At 68.4% G+C, this 18,563-nt stretch carries 14 protein-coding genes; 3 read left to right on the forward strand and 11 right to left on the reverse strand.

The genetic code is table 11. The annotated features are described in order from the left end of the window. Positions 1–348: 348 nt before the first annotated feature. The gene (locus ACZ5PB_RS10935; RefSeq protein WP_468689817.1) at positions 349–966 is read left to right on the forward strand and encodes a GNAT family N-acetyltransferase; all 618 of its coding nucleotides are present in this window, start codon (positions 349–351) and stop codon (positions 964–966) included. Between the two features lie 83 nt (positions 967–1,049). Here ACZ5PB_RS10935 and trxA read toward each other — a convergent pair whose 3' ends face one another. From trxA to ACZ5PB_RS10970, 7 genes are all read right to left on the reverse strand, one after another. After that, positions 1,050–1,382 (reverse strand): thioredoxin, encoded by a 333-nt coding sequence (gene trxA / locus ACZ5PB_RS10940; protein ID WP_189822535.1) that lies wholly within the window; start codon positions 1,380–1,382, stop codon positions 1,050–1,052. A 42-nt stretch (positions 1,383–1,424) separates the two neighbouring features. Next, on the reverse strand, positions 1,425–2,399 hold the full coding sequence (trxB, locus tag ACZ5PB_RS10945; RefSeq protein ID WP_468689819.1) for a thioredoxin-disulfide reductase: 975 nt from the start codon (positions 2,397–2,399) through the stop codon (positions 1,425–1,427). A gap of 127 nt (positions 2,400–2,526) precedes the next feature. Then, on the reverse strand, positions 2,527–3,441 hold the full coding sequence (locus ACZ5PB_RS10950; protein ID WP_468689821.1) for an anti-sigma factor: 915 nt from the start codon (positions 3,439–3,441) through the stop codon (positions 2,527–2,529). Then, on the reverse strand, positions 3,438–4,142 hold the full coding sequence (gene sigM, locus ACZ5PB_RS10955; RefSeq protein ID WP_468689823.1) for an RNA polymerase sigma factor SigM: 705 nt from the start codon (positions 4,140–4,142) through the stop codon (positions 3,438–3,440). Before sigM ends, ACZ5PB_RS10950 begins: the two co-directional genes overlap by 4 nt. Before the next feature lie 31 nt (positions 4,143–4,173). After that, positions 4,174–5,910 (reverse strand): protein kinase family protein, encoded by a 1,737-nt coding sequence (locus ACZ5PB_RS10960; RefSeq protein WP_468689825.1) that lies wholly within the window; start codon positions 5,908–5,910, stop codon positions 4,174–4,176. 120 nt (positions 5,911–6,030) lie between these two features. Further along, a complete protein-coding gene (murJ, locus tag ACZ5PB_RS10965; RefSeq protein WP_468689827.1) occupies positions 6,031–8,178 on the reverse strand; it encodes a murein biosynthesis integral membrane protein MurJ in 2,148 nt (715 codons plus the stop codon). A 72-nt stretch (positions 8,179–8,250) separates the two neighbouring features. After that, positions 8,251–10,557, reverse strand: a complete 2,307-nt coding sequence (locus ACZ5PB_RS10970; RefSeq protein ID WP_468690277.1) for a DUF6049 family protein — start codon at positions 10,555–10,557, stop codon at positions 8,251–8,253. 182 nt (positions 10,558–10,739) lie between these two features. On the opposite strand from ACZ5PB_RS10970, the gene ACZ5PB_RS10975 reads away from it, so the two are divergent. Then, positions 10,740–12,182 (forward strand): CCA tRNA nucleotidyltransferase, encoded by a 1,443-nt coding sequence (locus ACZ5PB_RS10975; RefSeq protein ID WP_468689829.1) that lies wholly within the window; start codon positions 10,740–10,742, stop codon positions 12,180–12,182. 44 nt (positions 12,183–12,226) lie between these two features. Here the strand turns inward: ACZ5PB_RS10975 and ACZ5PB_RS10980 are convergent, their stop codons facing one another. The 4 genes from ACZ5PB_RS10980 to ACZ5PB_RS10995 all read right to left on the reverse strand — a co-directional run bounded on the left by ACZ5PB_RS10980 (position 12,227) and on the right by ACZ5PB_RS10995 (position 16,040). Then, positions 12,227–13,522, reverse strand: a complete 1,296-nt coding sequence (locus tag ACZ5PB_RS10980) for an MFS transporter (RefSeq protein ID WP_468689831.1) — start codon at positions 13,520–13,522, stop codon at positions 12,227–12,229. Between the two features lie 75 nt (positions 13,523–13,597). After that, positions 13,598–14,680, reverse strand: a complete 1,083-nt coding sequence (locus tag ACZ5PB_RS10985) for an inositol-3-phosphate synthase (protein WP_468689833.1) — start codon at positions 14,678–14,680, stop codon at positions 13,598–13,600. Between the two features lie 50 nt (positions 14,681–14,730). Further along, positions 14,731–15,408 carry a PadR family transcriptional regulator gene (locus tag ACZ5PB_RS10990; protein ID WP_468689835.1) on the reverse strand — a complete coding sequence of 226 codons (678 nt, stop codon included), beginning with the start codon at positions 15,406–15,408 and terminating at the stop codon, positions 14,731–14,733. Positions 15,409–15,914: 506 nt separating this feature from the next. Further along, positions 15,915–16,040, reverse strand: a complete 126-nt coding sequence (locus ACZ5PB_RS10995) for a hypothetical protein (protein ID WP_468689836.1) — start codon at positions 16,038–16,040, stop codon at positions 15,915–15,917. A gap of 72 nt (positions 16,041–16,112) precedes the next feature. On the opposite strand from ACZ5PB_RS10995, the gene ACZ5PB_RS11000 reads away from it, so the two are divergent. Then, positions 16,113–18,503, forward strand: coding sequence for a transglycosylase domain-containing protein (locus ACZ5PB_RS11000; protein ID WP_468689838.1), 2,391 nt, complete (start codon positions 16,113–16,115; stop codon positions 18,501–18,503). Positions 18,504–18,563: the final 60 nt, after the last annotated feature.

Genomic DNA, 18,563 nt, shown 5'->3' on the forward strand with positions numbered 1-18,563 from the left:
AGGTCTTGGGGGAGAGGGAAGGGAAGGAGGGGGGGAGTTGGGCCCCTTGGGAAAATTTTTTTGGGGGGGGGGGGTGTTTGGGGGGGGACCAAACCACCCCCGCCCTTTGCTCGCCGTCGGTACCCGTCCGATTGCCCGGTGGATACGATGCTTGGTGGTACGGCGCATCCACTGTGATCCACCTCGGAGGGGGAACGGAGCCATGCGATCGGTGAGCCGAAGCCAACTGGTGACTGCGGGACTCGGAATCGGGGCCGTCGGCGGATTCGTCGGCAGCTTGATCCACGAATGGAGTGCGCTCAGCGCCGCTCGTGGTGCGGCAGGCGAAGAAAGTGGGGAACAGCCTTCATGGGGCGTCGGCTCGTACCGCTCACGCTGGACAACCTTGCGGACCTTCCCCACCGGTGCCGAGGCTGTGTCTTCTGGGAGCTCGATCCCGTCCGAGGGGAAGCAGCGGTAAACGAGGGCCGGGCCGAACTGGAGAAGGAGGCCTGGATCTCGGCAGTCCTGCTGGAGTGGGGGTCCTGCGGCAGGGTGGTCTATGTGGACGACATCCCGGTGGGCTTCGTGATGTACGCACCACCGGCGTACGTGCCGCGTGCGACGGCATTTCCCACAAGTCCGGTGTCACCTGACGCGGTGCAGCTGATGACAGCTCTGATCGTGCCCGGATACCAGGGACAGGGGCTCGGCCGGGTGATGGTGCAGACCGTCGCGAAGGACTTGCTCGGGCGGGGCTTCAAAGCGATCGAGGCCTTTGGCGATGCACGGTGGAAGGAACCGGGCTGTCTGCTTCCCGCCGATCACCTGCTGGCAGTCGGATTCAAGACAGTGCGCCCGCATCCCACACACCCCCGGCTGAGGCTGGAGCTGCGTACGGCGCTCTCCTGGAAGGAAGATGTCGAGCTGGCGCTCGACAAGCTGCTGGGTGTGGTCCAGAAGGACCCGGTGTTGAGGCCGTTGTAGGAAAAGACGTTGGAGTGAAAAACATTGAGGGCCCATCCCCGCCGGGGATGGGCCCTCAATGTTTCACGTGAAACAGCGGCAGATTACTCGCCGATGAAGGGGTCCAGGTCGCGGACGATCGCGGCCTTGGGCTTGGCGCCGACGATCGTCTTGGCGACCTCGCCGTTCTGGTAGACGTTCAGCGTCGGGATGGACATGACGCCGTACTTGGCAGCGGTGGCCGGGTTCTCGTCGATGTTGAGCTTGACGACCTCGATCTTGTCGCCGTGCTCGGCCGCGATGGCTTCGAGGGACGGCGCGATCTGGCGGCACGGACCGCACCAGGCGGCCCAGAAGTCGACGAGTACGGGCTTGTCGCTCTTGAGGACGATCTCGTCGAAGGAGTCGTCGGTCACGTTCTTCAGGTCGCCGGCCACGGCGGCCTCCTTCACTTCTTCGGGGTGTGGGGTGGGGAAAGGTCAGGCGGCGGGGGTCTTCTCGGGCTCCGCCAGCTTCTCGCTGTCGGCGAGCGCGGCCAGGTAGCGCTCGGCGTCGAGCGCGGCGGAGCAGCCGGTACCGGCGGCGGTGATGGCCTGCCGGTAGGTGTGGTCGACGACATCGCCCGCGGCGAAGACACCGGCCAGGTTGGTGCGGGTGGAGGGGGCTTCCACCTTCACGTAGCCCTCGTCGTCCAGGTCCACCTGGCCCTTGAAGAGCTCGCTGCGGGGGTCGTGGCCGACGGCGATGAACAGGCCGGTCACGTCCAGCGGAGCGGTCTCGCCGGTCTTGGTGCTGCGCAGGGTCAGACCCGAGAGCTTCTGGTCGCCCTCAAGGGAAGCGGTCTCGCTGTCCCAGGCGAACTTGATCTTCGGGTCGGCGAAGGCACGCTCCTGCATGGCCTTGGAGGCACGCAGGGTGTCACGGCGGTGGACGATCGTGACGGACTTGGCGAAGCGGGAGAGGAAGGTGGCCTCCTCCATCGCGGTGTCTCCACCGCCGACCACGGCGATGTCGTGGTCCTTGAAGAAGAAGCCGTCGCAGGTGGCGCACCAGGAAACGCCGCGTCCGGAGAGGGCGTCCTCCTTGGGCAGGCCCAGCTTGCGGTGCTGCGATCCGGTGGAGATGATCACGGCCTTGGCGCGGTGCACCGTGCCCGCCGTGTCGGTGACCGTCTTGATGTCGCCGGTGAGGTCGACGGAGACGATGTCGTCGGGGACGAGCTCGGCGCCGAAGCGCTCGGCCTGGGCGCGCATGCTGTCCATCAGGTCCGGGCCCATGATGCCGTCGCGGAAGCCCGGGAAGTTCTCGACCTCGGTGGTGTTCATCAGCGCACCACCAGCGGTGACGGCACCCTCGAATACCAGCGGCTTCAGCGACGCGCGTGCGGTGTACAGCGCGGCGGTGTAACCGGCCGGCCCGGAGCCAATGATGATCACGTTACGGACGTCGCTCACGGGTTTCTTCCTCGTCTCTGCAGACTGCTTACTGCCAACCGGGGCCCGGTCTGAACCTTTCACCCCACCCAACGGATACTACGGGGCTGGCATTCCCGGTACGGCCGAGCAGATCGAGGCGGGTCCCTCAGCGTCGGGGGTAGGCGTGCGTCAGCAGCAGCAGACCCTTGCTCTCGGGTGCCGTGTCCACGCACGCCGCGTCGATGACGTAGGCCTGGATCCGGGAGCTGTCGGAGACGTGCGGCAGGACGAGGAGGTACGCCTTCTTGCCCTCGTAGGTGCCCTGCTCACTGCCGAGCGGGGCCTCCGTGCGGCCGGTTCCCTGCTGGACGCAGGGCGGGACGTCGAAGGCCTTCCTGGGGGAAGGGGTGGTCGCCTCGGCATTGACCGAAGGGCCGTTTCTGTCCTTGGGGACGAGCGGCTTCCTGGCGTTCGTTCCGGCGAGCAACTGAGCTTGGTCCTGGAGCGGCGAGCCGGAGAACTGCTGGCTCTGCGCAGCGGCAGCGGTGTCCCCCTTGGCCGCGTGGTTCGGCTCTGTCTGCAAGGTCTGCACCATGAGGGCGCCCAGGCCCAGCGCGGCGGCGCCCAGGACGGCGCTCCACACGGCGCGGCGGCGCGGCCGCCGGGAAGCGGTCCATCCGGGGCCGGTGGCAGCGCGGGCGTGGCCAGCCGGTCGGTCCTGTGTGGGGCGCTCGGCCGGCTTCCGGTCCGTGCCGCTCGATGTTTCACGTGAAACGGTGACGGTGTCGTCGGTCTCGGCGGTGTCTTCGGGAGCCGTGGAGTTCAGCAGTGCTTCGGCAGCCAGGGCCGCGTCGATCCGCCCGGCGACGTCGGCGGGCATCCGCGGCGGGCCGGGCAGGGTGCCGAGCAGCCCGCGGATCTCCTCCAGGGACAGTTCGACGTCGGCGCAGAGCTCACAGCCGTCGAGGTGCTGGCGTACGTCCTCGGTGCGGGAGGGCGACAACAGCCCTTCCGTGAGGTCGGAGATCTCCGCGACATCAGGGTGCTGTGTTGTGTCGGCCCTGCCGGTCGTGGATGTCACGCGCGCCCACCTCCGCCCTTCACAGCAGTAGGGCCGGTCGGCCCTGCGTCCCTTTGTTCCGATGCCGGTGGGACGGATGTCCCCGGCCTCCGGTTCCTTCCCCTCCCGGGGTCATCGCTACCCCCGGTACTGCTGCGCAGATGAGTGAGGAGTGGCAGCAGTCTGGCTCTGCCGCGTGCGCAGCGGCTTTTCACCGTTCCGGTCGGTACGTCGAGGACCCGGGCGGCCTCTGCCACCGGGTATCCCTGCATGTCGACGAGGACCAGGGCGGCCCGCTGTTCGGCGGGCAAGGTGCGCAGCGCCGCCAGGAGTTCGTGGTGCAGGGCCTGGCGCTCGGCGGGTGCCTCGGCGGACTCGTGGGGTTCCAGGAGCTGTTCCAGGCGCTCCGTGTCGTCCATGGGCGAGGTCTTGCGGGAAGCGGCCTTGCGGGCGCGGTCGAGGCAGGCGTTCACCGTGATGCGGTGCAGCCAGGTCGTGACCGCGGACTGGCCGCGGAAGGTGTGGGCGGCCCGGTACGCGGAGACCAGGGCGTCCTGGACCGCGTCGGCGGCCTCCTCCCGGTCGCCCAGAGTGCGCAGGGCGACGGCCCAGAGGCGGTCGCGGTGGCGGCGTACGAGCTCGCCGAACGCCTCGGGGTCCCCTTTGACGTGCAGGGCCAGGAGTTCCTGGTCGTCGGCATCTCGCAGTGTGACGTCGTCCAACGGTGAGCCCCCCTCTCCCCTGATGGCTGAGTCAGCCCGTGAACTTCACATCGGTTATGGCCTGCTTGTGGCCCGCGCCGCTGTAGCCGTCCTGGCCGGCCAGGGGCATGGCTGTCATCCAGAGCAGTACGTAGCGCGTCTTCACCGGGTTCTTTGCCTTGATCGAGGACGTCGAACCACTGGTCGTCGCGGTGGCGATCTTCTTCATCGAGTCGACGTCCCCGGACGGGGACAGGGACTCTGCCGCGTACAGGGTGATCGTGGTGTGGTCTCCCGCGTATCGGAGCGCTATCGACGACTCGGCGACATTCTGCTCGCTGCCGAGGTCGTAGACGATGCCCACGCCCTTTTTGATGGAGGGAACCAGGTCGGGGCCGTCGGTGTACCACTTGGTGCGCCAGTAGCTCTTGCTGTCGCCGTCATAGGTCTTCGCCACGTCGGCGGGGGCCTGCGGCGAGCCGTCGGGAGCGTACTCGGCGGCGTCCTTGATGGTGAGCGGCTTGTGTGCGACCGGCTTCGGCCCCTGGTCGTTCTTGGGATCGGTCTGTGTCTGGGTGTCGTTGTTCTTGTCGCGCCGGTCCAGCAGGTTGTCGGCGACCTGCCAGCTGCCCAGCCCGAGTGCCGCGATGAGCAGGGCGGCCACGCCCCACTTGAGGGCCTTGCCGGTGCGGCTCTGCAGCGGGGCAGGGGGCACCGGCGGCGCCACCTGGGCGGCTGGGCGCGGCTGCGGGCGGCCGTACGAACCCTGCTGGTAGCCGGTGCGCTGGTATTCGGGGCGCGGGGTGAAGGACGGCTCAGGCGGCCGGATGCGGGGCATCGCGGCGACGGCCTTGGCCAGTTCGTCGGGGGTCGTGCAGGGCGGCTCCTGGCGCGAGGCGGTGGCGCCGTCGTTGGCCAGGGCCCGCATGGCGAGCTCGGACAGGCCCCGGTGGACGCCGGCCCGCACCTGGTCGGGGGCGACGAGCCCGAGGCCCTTGGGCAGCCCGGTCAGCCCGTAGGCGTCGCTCTCGTACGGCCAGCGCTGGGTGAGCGAGGCGTACAGCAGGGCGCCGATCGCCTCGGTGTCGGTGAGCTGCGGTCGCTCGGTGGTGATGCCGCGCAGTGCGGCGTTCACCGCGAGGCCGCGGATCCGGTACTGGCCTGTGGAGGTGCGCAGTACGGCGCTCGGGGTGAGCCGCAGGTGGGCCAGGCCCTCGCGGTGAGCGGCGGCCATGGCCTGGGAGACCTGGCTGACCAGCTGGTACGCGTCGTGGGGCTCCAGCGGCCCGGAGGCGAGCAGGGCGGTCAGCTCGATGGCGTCGGGCAGCCACTCGTGGACGACGTAGACGAGGTCGTTCTCCTCGACCGCGTCCAGGACCTGTACGAAGCGGGGGTCGCCCAGCAGCGCGGAGGAGCGGGCCGCCGCGAGGACGGAGCGGGCCCGGGCATGGTCGGCGGGCAGGAGGTGCACGCCCACGGCGCGGCGCAGCTTCTCGTCGACCGCACGCCAGCTGCTGAACCCGTCGAGACGGGTGACGCACTCCTCCAGCCGGTAGCGCCTGGCCAGCTTGTGGCCGCTGTGCAACTCCGGCGCGACGATCGCGGACTCGGTGCCCTTCTTCTCGCCGGCCTCGTCCTGCGTGCTCATCTCCGGTGTGTCCTGGCCTTCCGCCACCCCGTCGGCCGTGGCCCTGTCCGCCTCGGCGGCAGACGATGCCTTCCCGCGGGGGGAAGGAGCGTCACCGCTGTTGTCGGCCACGTCGACGGCAGCCGTGCTACGTTCCGCCACCGTCGTTCCTGCCTCCCCATCCGTTGCGAGCTGTCGAGCAGCCCTGCCAATTGTGCCCACAGTCCGCCGCTATGCACGACACACAGCGGTGGGCGATGGTTGTGCGGCCGCTGTGGATACTCAGCGGCCGAGGCGCCCGCGGACCATGCCCACCAGGGCGTTCAGTTCCGCGATGCGCATCTTCTTCGCGGCCACGAAGAAGACTCCGAGCAGTACGGCGCCGCCGACGACCAGAGACGCGAGCGAACCGAGAATGCCCTGGCCGAGGGCCTGGGAGAGCGCATACCCCACTCCACCGGCAGCCATGGCTGCGGGAATCGAGGCAAATGCGAGACGTGCGTACGTACGCAGGACGTTCGCCCCGTCCAGATCGCCGCCGAGCCGCTTGCGCAGCCGCTTCCAGGCGATGCCGACGCCGATGACGTAGGCGAGTCCGTACGAGGCGGCCATACCGGTGACGGCCCAGCGGGGCGGCAGCAGCAGGTAGCAGAGTGCGGAGGCCGACGCGTTGACGACGGCCACGATGACCGTGTTGTAGAAGGGGGTCCGGGTGTCCTCGTACGCGTAGAAGGCACGCAGTACGACGTACTGCACCGAGAACGGGATGAGGCCGAGGCCGAAGGCCATCAGCATGTAGCCCATGTTCGTGGCCGGGGCGGTGCCGGAGGAACCGAAGATCAGGGTGCAGATCGGGACGCCGAGGGCGAGGAAGGCGAAGGCGATCGGGACGATGGCGACGGCCGTGGTGCGCAGGCCCTGGGAGACGTCGTCGCGGACGGCGCCCGTGTCGTTCTCGCTGGCCGAGCGTGCCAGCCTCGGGAGCAGCGCTGCCATGAGGGAGACGGTGATGATGGCCTGCGGCAGACCCCAGATGAGCTGGGCGTTGGCGTAGGCGGCGATGCCCGTTCCCTTCGTGCCCTTCCCTGATGCGGCCGTGGCGAGCTGGGTGACGACGATGGCACCGGCCTGGTTGGCGAGGACGAACAGCACCGTCCACTTGGCCAGCTTGGCCGCCTTGCCGAGGCCCTGGCCCTTCCAGTCGAAGCGCGGGCGCAGCTTGAAGCCGGTCTCGCGCAGGTACGGGATCATCGCCAGGGCCTGGACGACGAGACCGAGCAGGACGCCGACGCCGAGCAGCCGCTCGCCCTCGGGCGGAATGGTCTCGACCGTCATCCCCGAGGTCGCCGAGGTGCCGTACACCCAGAGGAACAGGCCGAGAGTGGTGATGATGACGACGTTGTTGAGGACCGGGGTCCACATCATCGCGCCGAACTTGCCGCGTGCGTTGAGGATCTGCCCCATCACCACGTGGATGCCCATGAAGAAGATCGTGGGCAGGAAGTAGCGGAGCAGGGTGACCGCGACGTCGTTGGCGGCGGGGTTGTGGGAGATCGGAACCGACAGGAACTTGATGAGCAGCGGTGCGGCGATCATCCCGAGGGCGGTGAGCGAGGCGAGCGCGAGGGTGACGAGGGTCAGCAGGCGGTTGGCGTAGGCCTGGCCGCCGTCGTCGTCCTCCTTCATCGCGCGGACGAGCTGCGGCACGAAGACGGAGTTGAGGCCGCCGCCGATGGTCAGGATGAAGATCATCGTCGGTAGCTGGTAGGCCACCTGGAAGGTGTCACCGAGTACGCCGGCACCGAGCGCCGCGATGATCAGCGCGGAGCGGATGAAGCCGGTGAGGCGCGAGACCATGGTGCCCGCGGCCATCACCGCACTGGACTTCATCAGGCCGGCCGCGCGCCCTGCGGGCTTCTTCGGCACGGCCGCGGGGGCGGCCACCGGCTCGGGGGCGGCCTGGGAAGGCACTCCCGGGGTCTGCTGGTCGCGGTAGAGGTGGGCGAACGCGTCCTTCTCCGGCTGTTCCTCCTGGCTCGCCCGGGTGACCAGGTCGTCGACGCCGGTGAACTGCACGGTGCGGGCGTCGTCGCCGTACGGGAGGTGACGGGAGGGCCCGTCGGGCTCCGGCGGCGGGGTCTGGGCCCACACTCTCGGGTTCGGGGCGTGCGGCGGTGCGGCGGGCTGCTGGTAGAGCGGCTGCGTCTCCTGGTACGTGCCGGGAGGCGGCGGGGGGTGCGAGGCGCGGTCGTAGAGCGCCTCGGTCACCGGGTCCTGCGCGGAGAGGTCCTGCGACCGGTAGGGGTCGTGGCCGTACGCGGACTGGAAGTACGGGTCGTCCGGTGCGGTGGGCTGCTGGGGCGGGGGCCCTTGGCCCGCCGCATCGCCGCCCGCGCGCTGGCCGCGGTCACCGTCGTACGGCGCGTTCATTGCAACCCCACCTCATCGTCCCCGGCCGGCGGCCACGACATAGCTCAACGGTCATCGCTTGTACGGCATAGCTCAACGGTCCACTTTCTCACCCGTGGCCGACGGCTCCCCGCTTTCCGGACCGGTGTCCGGGGTCGGGTCACTCGGCTGCTCGGGGTCATCGCCGTCCGACGTGCCGGCGTCGGGCCCGTCGGTGCGGGCGGCCGCTCGCTTGCGCTGCGAGTACATCTTGATTCCGGCGAGCACCAGCAGGAGCACTCCGCCCGCGATCACCAGCATGATCGTGGGGGTGACCTCGTTGACGTTCACCATGAACCGCATCTCGGGTCCGTACGGAATGCCGTCCTCGGTGTAGAGGCGCGCGATCACCGGGACCTTGCCGTTGGCGTTGGCCGTCGTGGCGATCTTCACGGACTGGCTGTGCCCGCCGCGGACCTTGATGGGCTGCTCGGTGACCGCCTGGCCCTCGCCCTCGCCCAGCTTGAGACGGGCGGGCAGGGTCGACTGGAGGCGCAGCACCAGGTGGTCGACGTCCTGCACCAGCTTGTTCTGCACCGTCACGGGGATGGTCGCGCTGCGCCCCGAAAGGGTCGCGGTCGACTTCTCGATCAGATTGACCTCGCCGGTGAGGTCTTCCAGATAGTCCTGCACGGATTCCCGGTAGACGCTCGCCGTGGTCTCGTTGCCGCGCCAGGAGGTCGACATCTCGCGGTTTATGGCGTTGCCGAACGGGGTGACGACCCGCTCCGGCTTGGTGAGGACCACCTTGAAGCGGTCCAGCGTGAGCTGGGTCGCCCTGATGTTCTCGAAGGCGGTGGTGGGGAGTTCCCGGTTGCGGAGCCTGTCCGGGTACGAGGCCCAGCCGGGGATCTGGGTGCTGGCCTCGGGGTCGGGCTTGGCCTTCGCGGCGGCTGCCAGGTCGAGCGGCTGGGTCCAGCGCCGGGAGTCCAGGGCCCGCAGGGCGGACGCCATCGACTGGACCTGGCTGACGGAGGGCATCCGCTGCGGGGCGACGACGATGCTGCGCTGGTTGTCCTCGTCCTGCTGGGTCAGTGCCAGGGTCTGGGCGAGGAACTTCTGTACCGCCAGGGTCGAGTTCTCGGCGTTGGCCATGTCGCCCTGGAAGGCGGTCGAGAGGCGTGCGTCCGCGACCACGGCGGTCCGGCCGGCGCCGATGGGCCGGGCGGCGGTCGGCGTGTAGGACAGCGCGTCGTTCTCGTCGAGGCTGTCGCTGCGGGCGATCACGTTGTGGGCGCCCGCGGAGGTGGCGGTGTTGACGATCGAGGGGTCGATGGCGCCTTCGACGGGCCAGGCGAAGTCGGTGGACGGCTTCACGTGCAGGATCGAGTCGATGGTTCCCGCGGCGGCCTCGGTGGCACGCTGGAGCTGGTTGAGGGAGCCGGGGACGTTCTTGCCGCGGTGGGCCAGCGAGGCCAGGTCGGGGTCCGCGAACGGAAGCGCGATCACCTTCGCGCTCTGTACGGCCTTTTCCAGCGAGTTCAGCCAGTGCTTGGCGACGGCCTGGCTCTTGCCCGGCACCTTGGTGCCGGTCGCCTTGTCCTTGACCGTGTAGCCCTTCACCATCGCGTCGACGGTGGAGAGCAGGTCGGGGTCGATGACCCAGGTCACCGGCAGTTCGTTGCCCAGCGAGACCATCTGCTCCAGGCGGCCGCCCGGTGCGAGCTCCTTGGCGAGGTCGTCGTTCTCGAAGACCGGGGTCTGCTGTTCGTCCGATCCCGTCTCGGCGGACAGCCGGGTCGTGGAGATCAGCGGCCACATGTAGGTGAGCTGAGTCTTCTTCTTCGTGCCGTCGGGCACCCAGGGGAGGAACGTCCGCTCGTTGCCCAGGACCTGCTCGCCGCGGTCCGCCGTCCTGCCGGTGAGTGAGACGCCGAGCTGGTAGACGCCCGTCTCGTCGAGGCCCAGTTTGTCCACGGGCACCGCGATCGTGAAGTCCGTGCTGATCCCCGGGGGCAGCTGCGGGATCTTGACGGCGTACTTCTCCAGCTCGGTGGAGTCGCCGCCCTCGATGTATCCGCTCTGGGAGGCCGCGGCGTCGATCTGTGTCCGGCCGGAGAGCCTGTTGCCCACCCGCAGTCCGACCGTGGCCTCGGTCACGGGCTGCTTGGTCGTGTTGGTGACGGTTCCGGACACGGTGATCGTGTCGCCCTTCTTCGGGGCGTTGGGTGTCAACGAGTCGAGTGCCACATCGACCGGGTCGGTCCCTGCCGCGTCCTGTGCGGCGTACGCGGCCGGAGCGGCCGGCAGCTGTGCCAGGCCGACCAGCAGCGGGGCGCCGGCCATGAGGGATGCCGCGCGCCGGGCCCATCGGCGGGCAGGAGAAGGATTCATCCCCTGAAAGTCTGCCGCCTCGGCCACGCGCTCGCCCGTCCCTCGTCGTTGGCTGCCGTTGTTGGTTGTCCGGTTGCTGCGTCCACGCATGGTAACGATGCGCGCAGCGGCGAAGTGCCGCGCACTGCGCCACATGATCGGAAGAGTCTCTCAGGGTCCGGGAAAAACGATGACACTCCGCCCGGCGGGGGCACGTACCCTTTTCTGTTGTGCCGAACGCCAACGAAGACAACCCCAGCGCCCTGAGTCAGGTGCAGCACCGCGCGGTCAGTGAACTGCTGCGGGTCTCCCCTGTCGCCGACGACCTTGCCCGCAGGTTCCAGGAGGCGGGCTTCAGCCTTGCCCTGGTCGGCGGCTCGGTCCGGGACGCGCTCCTGGGCCGGCTCGGCAACGACCTGGACTTCACCACCGACGCACGCCCCGAGGACGTACTGAAGATCGTCCGGCCGTGGGCGGACGCGGTGTGGGAGGTCGGGATCGCCTTCGGCACGGTCGGGTCGCAGAAGGACGGCTACTTGATCGAGGTCACGACGTACCGCTCCGAGGCGTACGACAGGACCTCGCGCAAGCCCGAGGTCTCGTACGGCGACTCCATCGAGGAGGACCTGGTACGTCGCGACTTCACGGTCAACGCCATGGCGGTCGCGCTCCCGGAGAAGGAGTTCATCGACCCGCACGGCGGGCTTGATGACCTGTCCGCCAAGGTGCTGCGCACGCCCGGGACCCCGGAGGACTCCTTCTCCGACGACCCGCTGCGCATGCTGCGCGCCGCCCGTTTCGCCGCACAGCTCGACTTCGAGGTCGCCCCCGAGGTCGTCGAGGCGATGACGGCGATGTCCGAGCGGATCGGGATCGTCTCCGCCGAGCGGGTACGTGACGAGCTCAACAAACTCCTGCTCTCCGACCACCCGGCGAAGGGCCTGTCGCTGCTCGTCGACACCGGGCTGGCCGCTCACGTGCTGCCCGAGCTTCCCGCGTTGCGGCTGGAGAGTGACGAGCACCACCGGCACAAGGACGTCTACGAGCACTCGCTGATCGTCCTCCAGCAGGCCATGGACCTGGAGGAGGACGGGCCCGACCTGGTGCTGCGGCTCGCTGCCCTGCTGCACGACATCGGGAAGCCGCGTACCCGGCGCTTCGAGAAGGACGGCCGCGTCTCCTTCCACCACCACGAGGTGGTGGGCGCGAAGATGACCAAGAAGCGCATGACGGAGCTCAAGTACTCCAACGACATGATCAAGGACGTGTCGAAGCTGGTGGAGCTGCATCTGCGCTTCCACGGCTACGGCACCGGCGAGTGGACCGATTCGGCCGTGCGCAGGTATGTGCGGGACGCGGGCCCCTTGGTCGGGCGGCTGCACAAGCTGACCCGCTCGGACTGCACCACCCGCAACAAGCGCAAGGCCGCCGCGCTCTCCCGGGCGTACGACGGACTGGAGGAGCGCATCGCGCAGCTCCAGGAGCAGGAGGAGCTGGACTCGATCCGCCCCGACCTGGACGGCAATCAGATCCAGGAGGTCCTGGGCATCAGCCCCGGGCCCGCGATCGGCAAGGCGTACAAGTTCCTGCTCGAACTGCGCCTGGAGAACGGCCCGATGGAGCACGACGCGGCCGTCGCAGCGCTCAAGGAATGGTGGGCCGCACAGGGCTGAGCCCATGTTTCACGTGAAACATCTTCAGTCGGGCGGGCGTTGTTTCACGTGAAACAACGCCCGCTCTGCGTGGTCCGGCGCCAACGGGACAGTGCGAGCGCCACCACGGCGTAGAGCACGGCGACACCGACGACGAGGCCGACCGAGCGTCCGTCGGGCGGCAGTACCAGGGCTGCGACCGCTGCGGCGCTCACGAACGCGACGTTGAACAGCACGTCGTAGAGCGAGAAGACCCGGCCGCGATAGGCGTCGTCCACCGAGGACTGCACCACGGTGTCCGTCGCGATCTTCGAGCCCTGGCTGACGAGGCCCAGGGCGAAAGCGGCGATCAGAACCGGTGCGGGAGCGAAGGACAGCCACAGCGCCGGTACGAGTACGGCAGCCGAGGCCGCGCACACGACCATCCAGCCGTACTCCCCCAGCCGGCCCACCGCCCACGGGGTGATCAGCGCGGCGACGAAGAAGCCCGCCCCGGAGATCCCGAGCGCGAGACCGAGCAGGGCCAGCCCGTCCGTGCCGTCGGTGGAGTCCGTCGTACCGTCCCAGGCGTACCGGCACAGCATCAGGAGCGTCACGGTCAGCGCGCCGTAGCAGAAGCGCAGCACCGTCATCGCGGCGAGCGCGCGGGCGGCGGGGCGGTGCTGTCGAAGATGCCGCAGGCCGTCGGCAAGACCGCGTGCGGTGGAGGCGACGGCAGCGCCCAGCCGGGGCTGGATCTGGTCACGGTCGGGACCCAGCAGTTCACGGTCCATGCGCAGGGACGCCAGGGCGGAGCAGAGGTAGAGGCTCGCACCGAGGAGGACGACCGCCGCGTCGGAGTTCCCTCCGAGCAGCCGCACGGCGAAGGCGAGGCCTCCTCCCAAGGTGGCCGCGAGCGTACCGGCGGTGGGGGAAAGGGAGTTGGCGATGACGAGTCGCTCCTCGTCCACGACGCGCGGCAGCGCCGCCGAGAGCCCGGACAGTACGAAGCGGTTGACGGCGGTGACCGAGAGCGCGGACGCGTAGAAGATCCAGTCCGGGGCCGAGCCGATGATCAGCAGGGCGGTGCCCGCGGCGAGGACGGCGCGCAGCAGGTTCCCGTACAGGAAGACCTGACGGCGTCGCCAGCGGTCGAGGAGGACACCGGCGAACGGGCCGATGACGGAGTACGGCAGGAGCAGTACGGCCATGGCGGAGGCGATCGCGGCAGGTGAGGTCTGCTTCTCCGGGGAGAAGACGACGTATGCGGCGAGTGCCACCTGGTAGACGCCGTCCGCGGACTGCGAGAGCAGTCGCACCGTCAGCAGGCGCCGGAAATCGGGCAGACGCAGCAGTACTCGCAGATCGCGCACGACGGACATGCGAGCAAGGGTCACACACGGAACGCAAGGGGCCCCGGGCGGATGCCCGGGGCCCCTCGCGAGAGTGGCGGAGCTTTAGCGCTCGACCTCGCCCTTGATGAACTTCTCGACGTTGTCGTAGGCCTCGTCGTCGAAGTACTGGACCGGCGGGGACTTCATGAAGTACGAGGACGCGGAGAGGATCGGGCCGCCGATGCCGCGGTCCTTGGCGATCTTCGCGGCGCGCACCGCGTCGATGATGACGCCCGCGGAGTTCGGGGAGTCCCACACCTCAAGCTTGTACTCAAGGTTCAGCGGGACGTCGCCGAACGCACGGCCCTCAAGACGGACGTACGCCCACTTGCGGTCGTCCAGCCAGGCCACGTAGTCCGACGGACCGATGTGGACGTTGTTCTCGCCCAGGTCGCGGTCGCGGATCTGCGAGGTGACGGCCTGCGTCTTGGAGACCTTCTTGGACTCCAGGCGGTCGCGCTCCAGCATGTTCTTGAAGTCCATGTTGCCGCCGACGTTCAGCTGCATGGTGCGCTCCAGGCGCACGCCACGGTCCTCGAAGAGCTTCGCCATGACGCGGTGCGTGATGGTGGCGCCGACCTGCGACTTGATGTCGTCACCGACGATCGGGACGCCCGCCTCGGTGAACTTGTCCGCCCACTCCTTGGTGCCGGCGATGAAGACCGGGAGGGCGTTGACGAAGGCGACCTTGGCGTCGATGGCGCACTGGGCGTAGAACTTCGCCGCGTCCTCGGAACCGACCGGCAGGTAGCAGACCAGGACGTCGGCCTGGGCGTCCTTGAGGGCCTGGACGACGTCGACCGGGGCCGCGTCGGACTCCTCGATGGTCTGGCGGTAGTACTTGCCCAGGCCGTCCAGGGTGTGGCCGCGCTGGACGGTCACGCCGGTCTGCGGCACGTCGCAGATCTTGATGGTGTTGTTCTCGCTGGCGCCGATGGCGTCCGCGAGGTCGAGGCCGACCTTCTTGGCGTCGACGTCGAACGCGGCCACGAACTCCACGTCCTTGACGTGGTAATCACCGAACTGAACGTGCATCAGACCGGGCACGCGACTGGCCGGGTCAGCGTCCTTGTAGTACTCGACGCCCTGGACCAGCGACGCAGAGCAGTTGCCCACGCCGACGATGGCTACGCGAACCGAACCCATTGACGGTTGCTCCCTGTGTGTTCTCGACGAGGCCTGCGGAGTGCAGGGCCTCAGTTGGCGGTGTCGTCGGACGGATCCGGCGGGGTGGAACCCCTGTGCCGGGGCAGGCCGCCCGTGTCACCTGATGTCTGGTCACCGGCTGTGCGGTCATCGGGCCGGCGTTGATCCCGGCCCGCCCGCTCGCTCTCGATGAGCTCGTTCAGCCAGCGCACTTCGCGCTCCACGGACTCCATGCCGTGCCGTTGGAGTTCGAGTGTGTAGTCGTCGAGGCGCTCGCGGGTGCGGGCCAGCGAGGCCCGCATCTTCTCCAGGCGCTCCTCCAGCCGGCTGCGACGCCCCTCAAGGACGCGCATCCGTACCTCGCGCTCCGTCTGCCCGAAGAAGGCGAAACGAGCCGCGAAGTGCTCGTCCTCCCAGCTGTCGGGGCCGGTGTGCGAGAGCAGCTCCTCGAAGTGCTCCTTACCTTCCGCCGTCAGCCGGTAGACGATCTTGGCGCGGCGTCCGGCGAGCGAGGCGGCGAGCGCGTCCTCGGGAGCGCTGCCGGGTTCCTCGATCAACCAGCCGCTGGCGACCAGCGACTTGAGGCACGGATAGAGCGTGCCGTAGCTGAAGGCACGGAAGACGCCCAGCGAGGTGTTGAGCCTCTTGCGCAGCTCGTAGCCGTGCATCGGGGACTCGCGGAGCAGGCCGAGCACGGCGAATTCGAGGATGCCGGAGCGTCTGCTCATCCTTCGCCTCCCCGCCGCGTTCCGTGAGTCCCGTTCACTGTCCGGTACTTATGCCGAGCTGATGTATCGACTCGATACATCCAGACGATAGAACGGCCGTCCGCTCGCGACAAGGCCAGTCATGGTGAACGGCGTCACATCACCAATTCGTGGGAAGCAACTTGCCTGATTTGGGGTGAACGTCGTCACTGGAGAGGTTTTGGCCGTGCGTAGTCTGTGCGGCATGCAAAACACCGGGAGCCGCGTGACGCAAGGGGGCGTCGTGTTCCCGGACGCAGTACGGACGAGCCCGTGGGTGGGCGCGTCCGCATTTCGGGGGGACCGGAACTCAGCTGCCGCTTCCAGGCGATCTCGCCTGCCCGAGGAGTAATCGTTCGATGAGCGAGCACCGTCGCAAGCCTCCGCAGCCGCAAGGCGGCGGACGTGCCGCGGCCAGGAAAGCCGCCCAGCAGCCTTCAGGCCGTCGCGGGGCCCCGTCGTCCCGTGACAGTGCCGTTGGTTCGCCGTCAGGTTCGTACGGTCAGGAACGGCCGTACGGAGGAAGGGCCGAAGCCCGCCGTGCCGCTCAGCGTGGCGGCGGCGGTGGAGGAGGTGGCCGCCGTGGAGGAGGAGGCGGCGACCGAGGCGATCACGAGGGCCCGGGCCGAGGCCGCGGGCGGGGCGATCGCCCCCAGAAGAAGAGGTTCATCGACTACCCGCGCTCCATGAAGTACGGGTGGAAGAGGTTCGTGCCGTCGTGGAAGCAGGTGACGGGGCTGTGCGTCGCCTTCATCGGCGCCGTGCTGGCTGCGGGGAGCATCGCGTACGCCTGGGTGGAAGTGCCGAAGGTGCACGACGCGGCCACGGCGCAGAACAACGTGTACTACTGGGACGACGGCAAGCAGATGGTCGCGACCGGTGGCGAGTTCAACCGCCAGGAACTGGCCATAGACGTCATTCCCGACGCGATGAAGAACGCCGTGATCTCTGCGGAGAACAAGTCCTTCGAGGACGACCCCGGGGTCGACCCCATGGGAATCCTGCGGGCAGTCGGCAAGATGGCGCTCGGCGGTAACACCCAGGGTGGATCGACGATCACCCAGCAGTACGTCAAGAACTCGATGCTCGGCCAGGAACAGACCCTGACCCGTAAGTTCACCGAGCTTCTGATCTCCATCAAGGTCGGCGACACGGTCGACAAAGACAAGATCATGGCGGGCTATCTGAACGTCTCGTACTACGGGCGGGGAGCGTACGGCCTTCAGGCCGCGGCCCGCGCGTACTTCGAGAAGGACGCCGCAGCCCTCAACCCGAGCGAGTGTGCCTTCCTGGCGTCGCTGCTCAAGGGTGCGACCTACTTCGACCCGGCCGGTGCGACGGCGATCGACCCCGAGGCCACCCCGGAGAAGAACCTCGCGCGGGCCAAGGACCGGTGGGCCTGGATCCTCAACGAAGAGGTGAAGGACGGCCGTCTCACCCAGGCGGAGCGCAACAAGTATCCGGTTTTCCCCAAGGTCAAGTCGGTGAAGAAGAATGCCCGGCTGAGCGGACAGATCGGGTATCTGGTCGACCTCGCCAAGGCCAACTTCATCAACAAGAACGACCAGGGAATCGACGCGAAGAAGCTGTCCGAAGGCGGCTATCACATCTACACCACCTTCAACAAGGCAAAGGTGGAGCGGCTGGAGAAGGCCGTGAAGAGCGTCTACGAGAAGAAGATCGACCCCAAGAAGCGGCCCAAGACGGACCCCCATGTTCAGTTCGGCGGCGCCTCGGTCGATCCCAAGGACGGCAAGATCGTCGCCATCTACGGCGGTACGGACGCGACGAAGCACTTCACCAACAACGCGGACCAGACCGGTGCCCAGGTCGGCTCGACCTTCAAGCCGTTCGTGCTGGCAGCGGCGATGCAGTACGGCAAGCGCGACCCCAGCGGGTCCCGGGACCAGGACCTCAGCGAGCGCACTCTCGTCTCCCCGAAGAGCATCTACAACGGCGACAACAAGCTGAAGATCAAGAACTTCGACGGCAGCATCTGGCGGAACGAGAAGGGTCTGGAATGGCTCCAGACCAATGACGGCCATGAGTCCTACGGGCCCATAGACCTGCGCGAAGCGATGCGGGTGTCCGCCAACTCGCCCTATGTGCAGCTCGGCATGGACGTGGGCATCGACAAGGTGCGGCAGACGGCGATCAACGCCGGCCTGCTTGAGTCCAGCCTCGCCAAGGGCGAGAACCCCTCGTTCTCCATCGGCATCTCCGATCCGAGCGCGATCCGGATGGCCGGTGCGTACGCGACCTTCGCGGCCAGCGGCAAGCAGCACGAGCCGTACTCGGTCGCCAAGGTCAAGAAGGGCGGTGTGGACATCTGGGTGCACGAGAAGGAGTCCAAGACCGAGGGCATCGACGAGAACGTCGCCAACAACGTCACCGAAGTCCTGAAGAACGTCGTCGAGAAGGGCACCGGCACCAACGCCAAGCTCCCGGGGCGTGAGGTGGCGGGCAAGACCGGCACCACCGACGGCAACAAGTCGGCCTGGTTCGTGGGGTACACGCCGGAGCTGTCCACCGCCATCGACATGTACCGACTGGACGACAACGCGGACAACAAGAACCGTGCGTTCCTGGAGATGTTCGGCACGGGTGGTGAGGAGAAGATCCACGGAGCTTCCTTCCCCTCCCAGATCTGGCACGACTACATGGTCGACGCGCTCAAGGGCAAGGCGCCTTCGTCCTTCCCCGTGCCCGAGCCCATCGGTGAGACGCTCTACGGAGGTGGCGCCAAGAGTCCGGAGCCGACTCCGACCGCCATTCCGTCGCCCACACCGTCGAAGACGCCCGAGAACACCCCGTCCCCGACCGTTCCGCCCGGGCCCACCCCCGGCACGACGCCGCCCGGCGGCGGCGACGAGTGCGACCCGTGGGACTGGGAGTGCAGGCAGGACCCCGGTAGCGCCGACGGCGGCGGTGGCGCCGCCGACGGCGGGCAGGGAGGCATCGGTGGCGGTGGGACCGCACCGCCACCGCCGACGGAAGGCGCCCACAACGGGGGCCAGAACGGCAATCCCGGCGGAGGCGGCGGCAACGGAGGCGGCCTCCTGGGCGGCAACGAGTAGCGCGCCGCGCGCCCCGCGGTACTCAGCACCACCAAGCAGCACCCCCGAGGGCCGTCGCAC

The sequence above is a fragment of the Streptomyces sp. NPDC032721 genome (genome assembly GCF_055579625.1).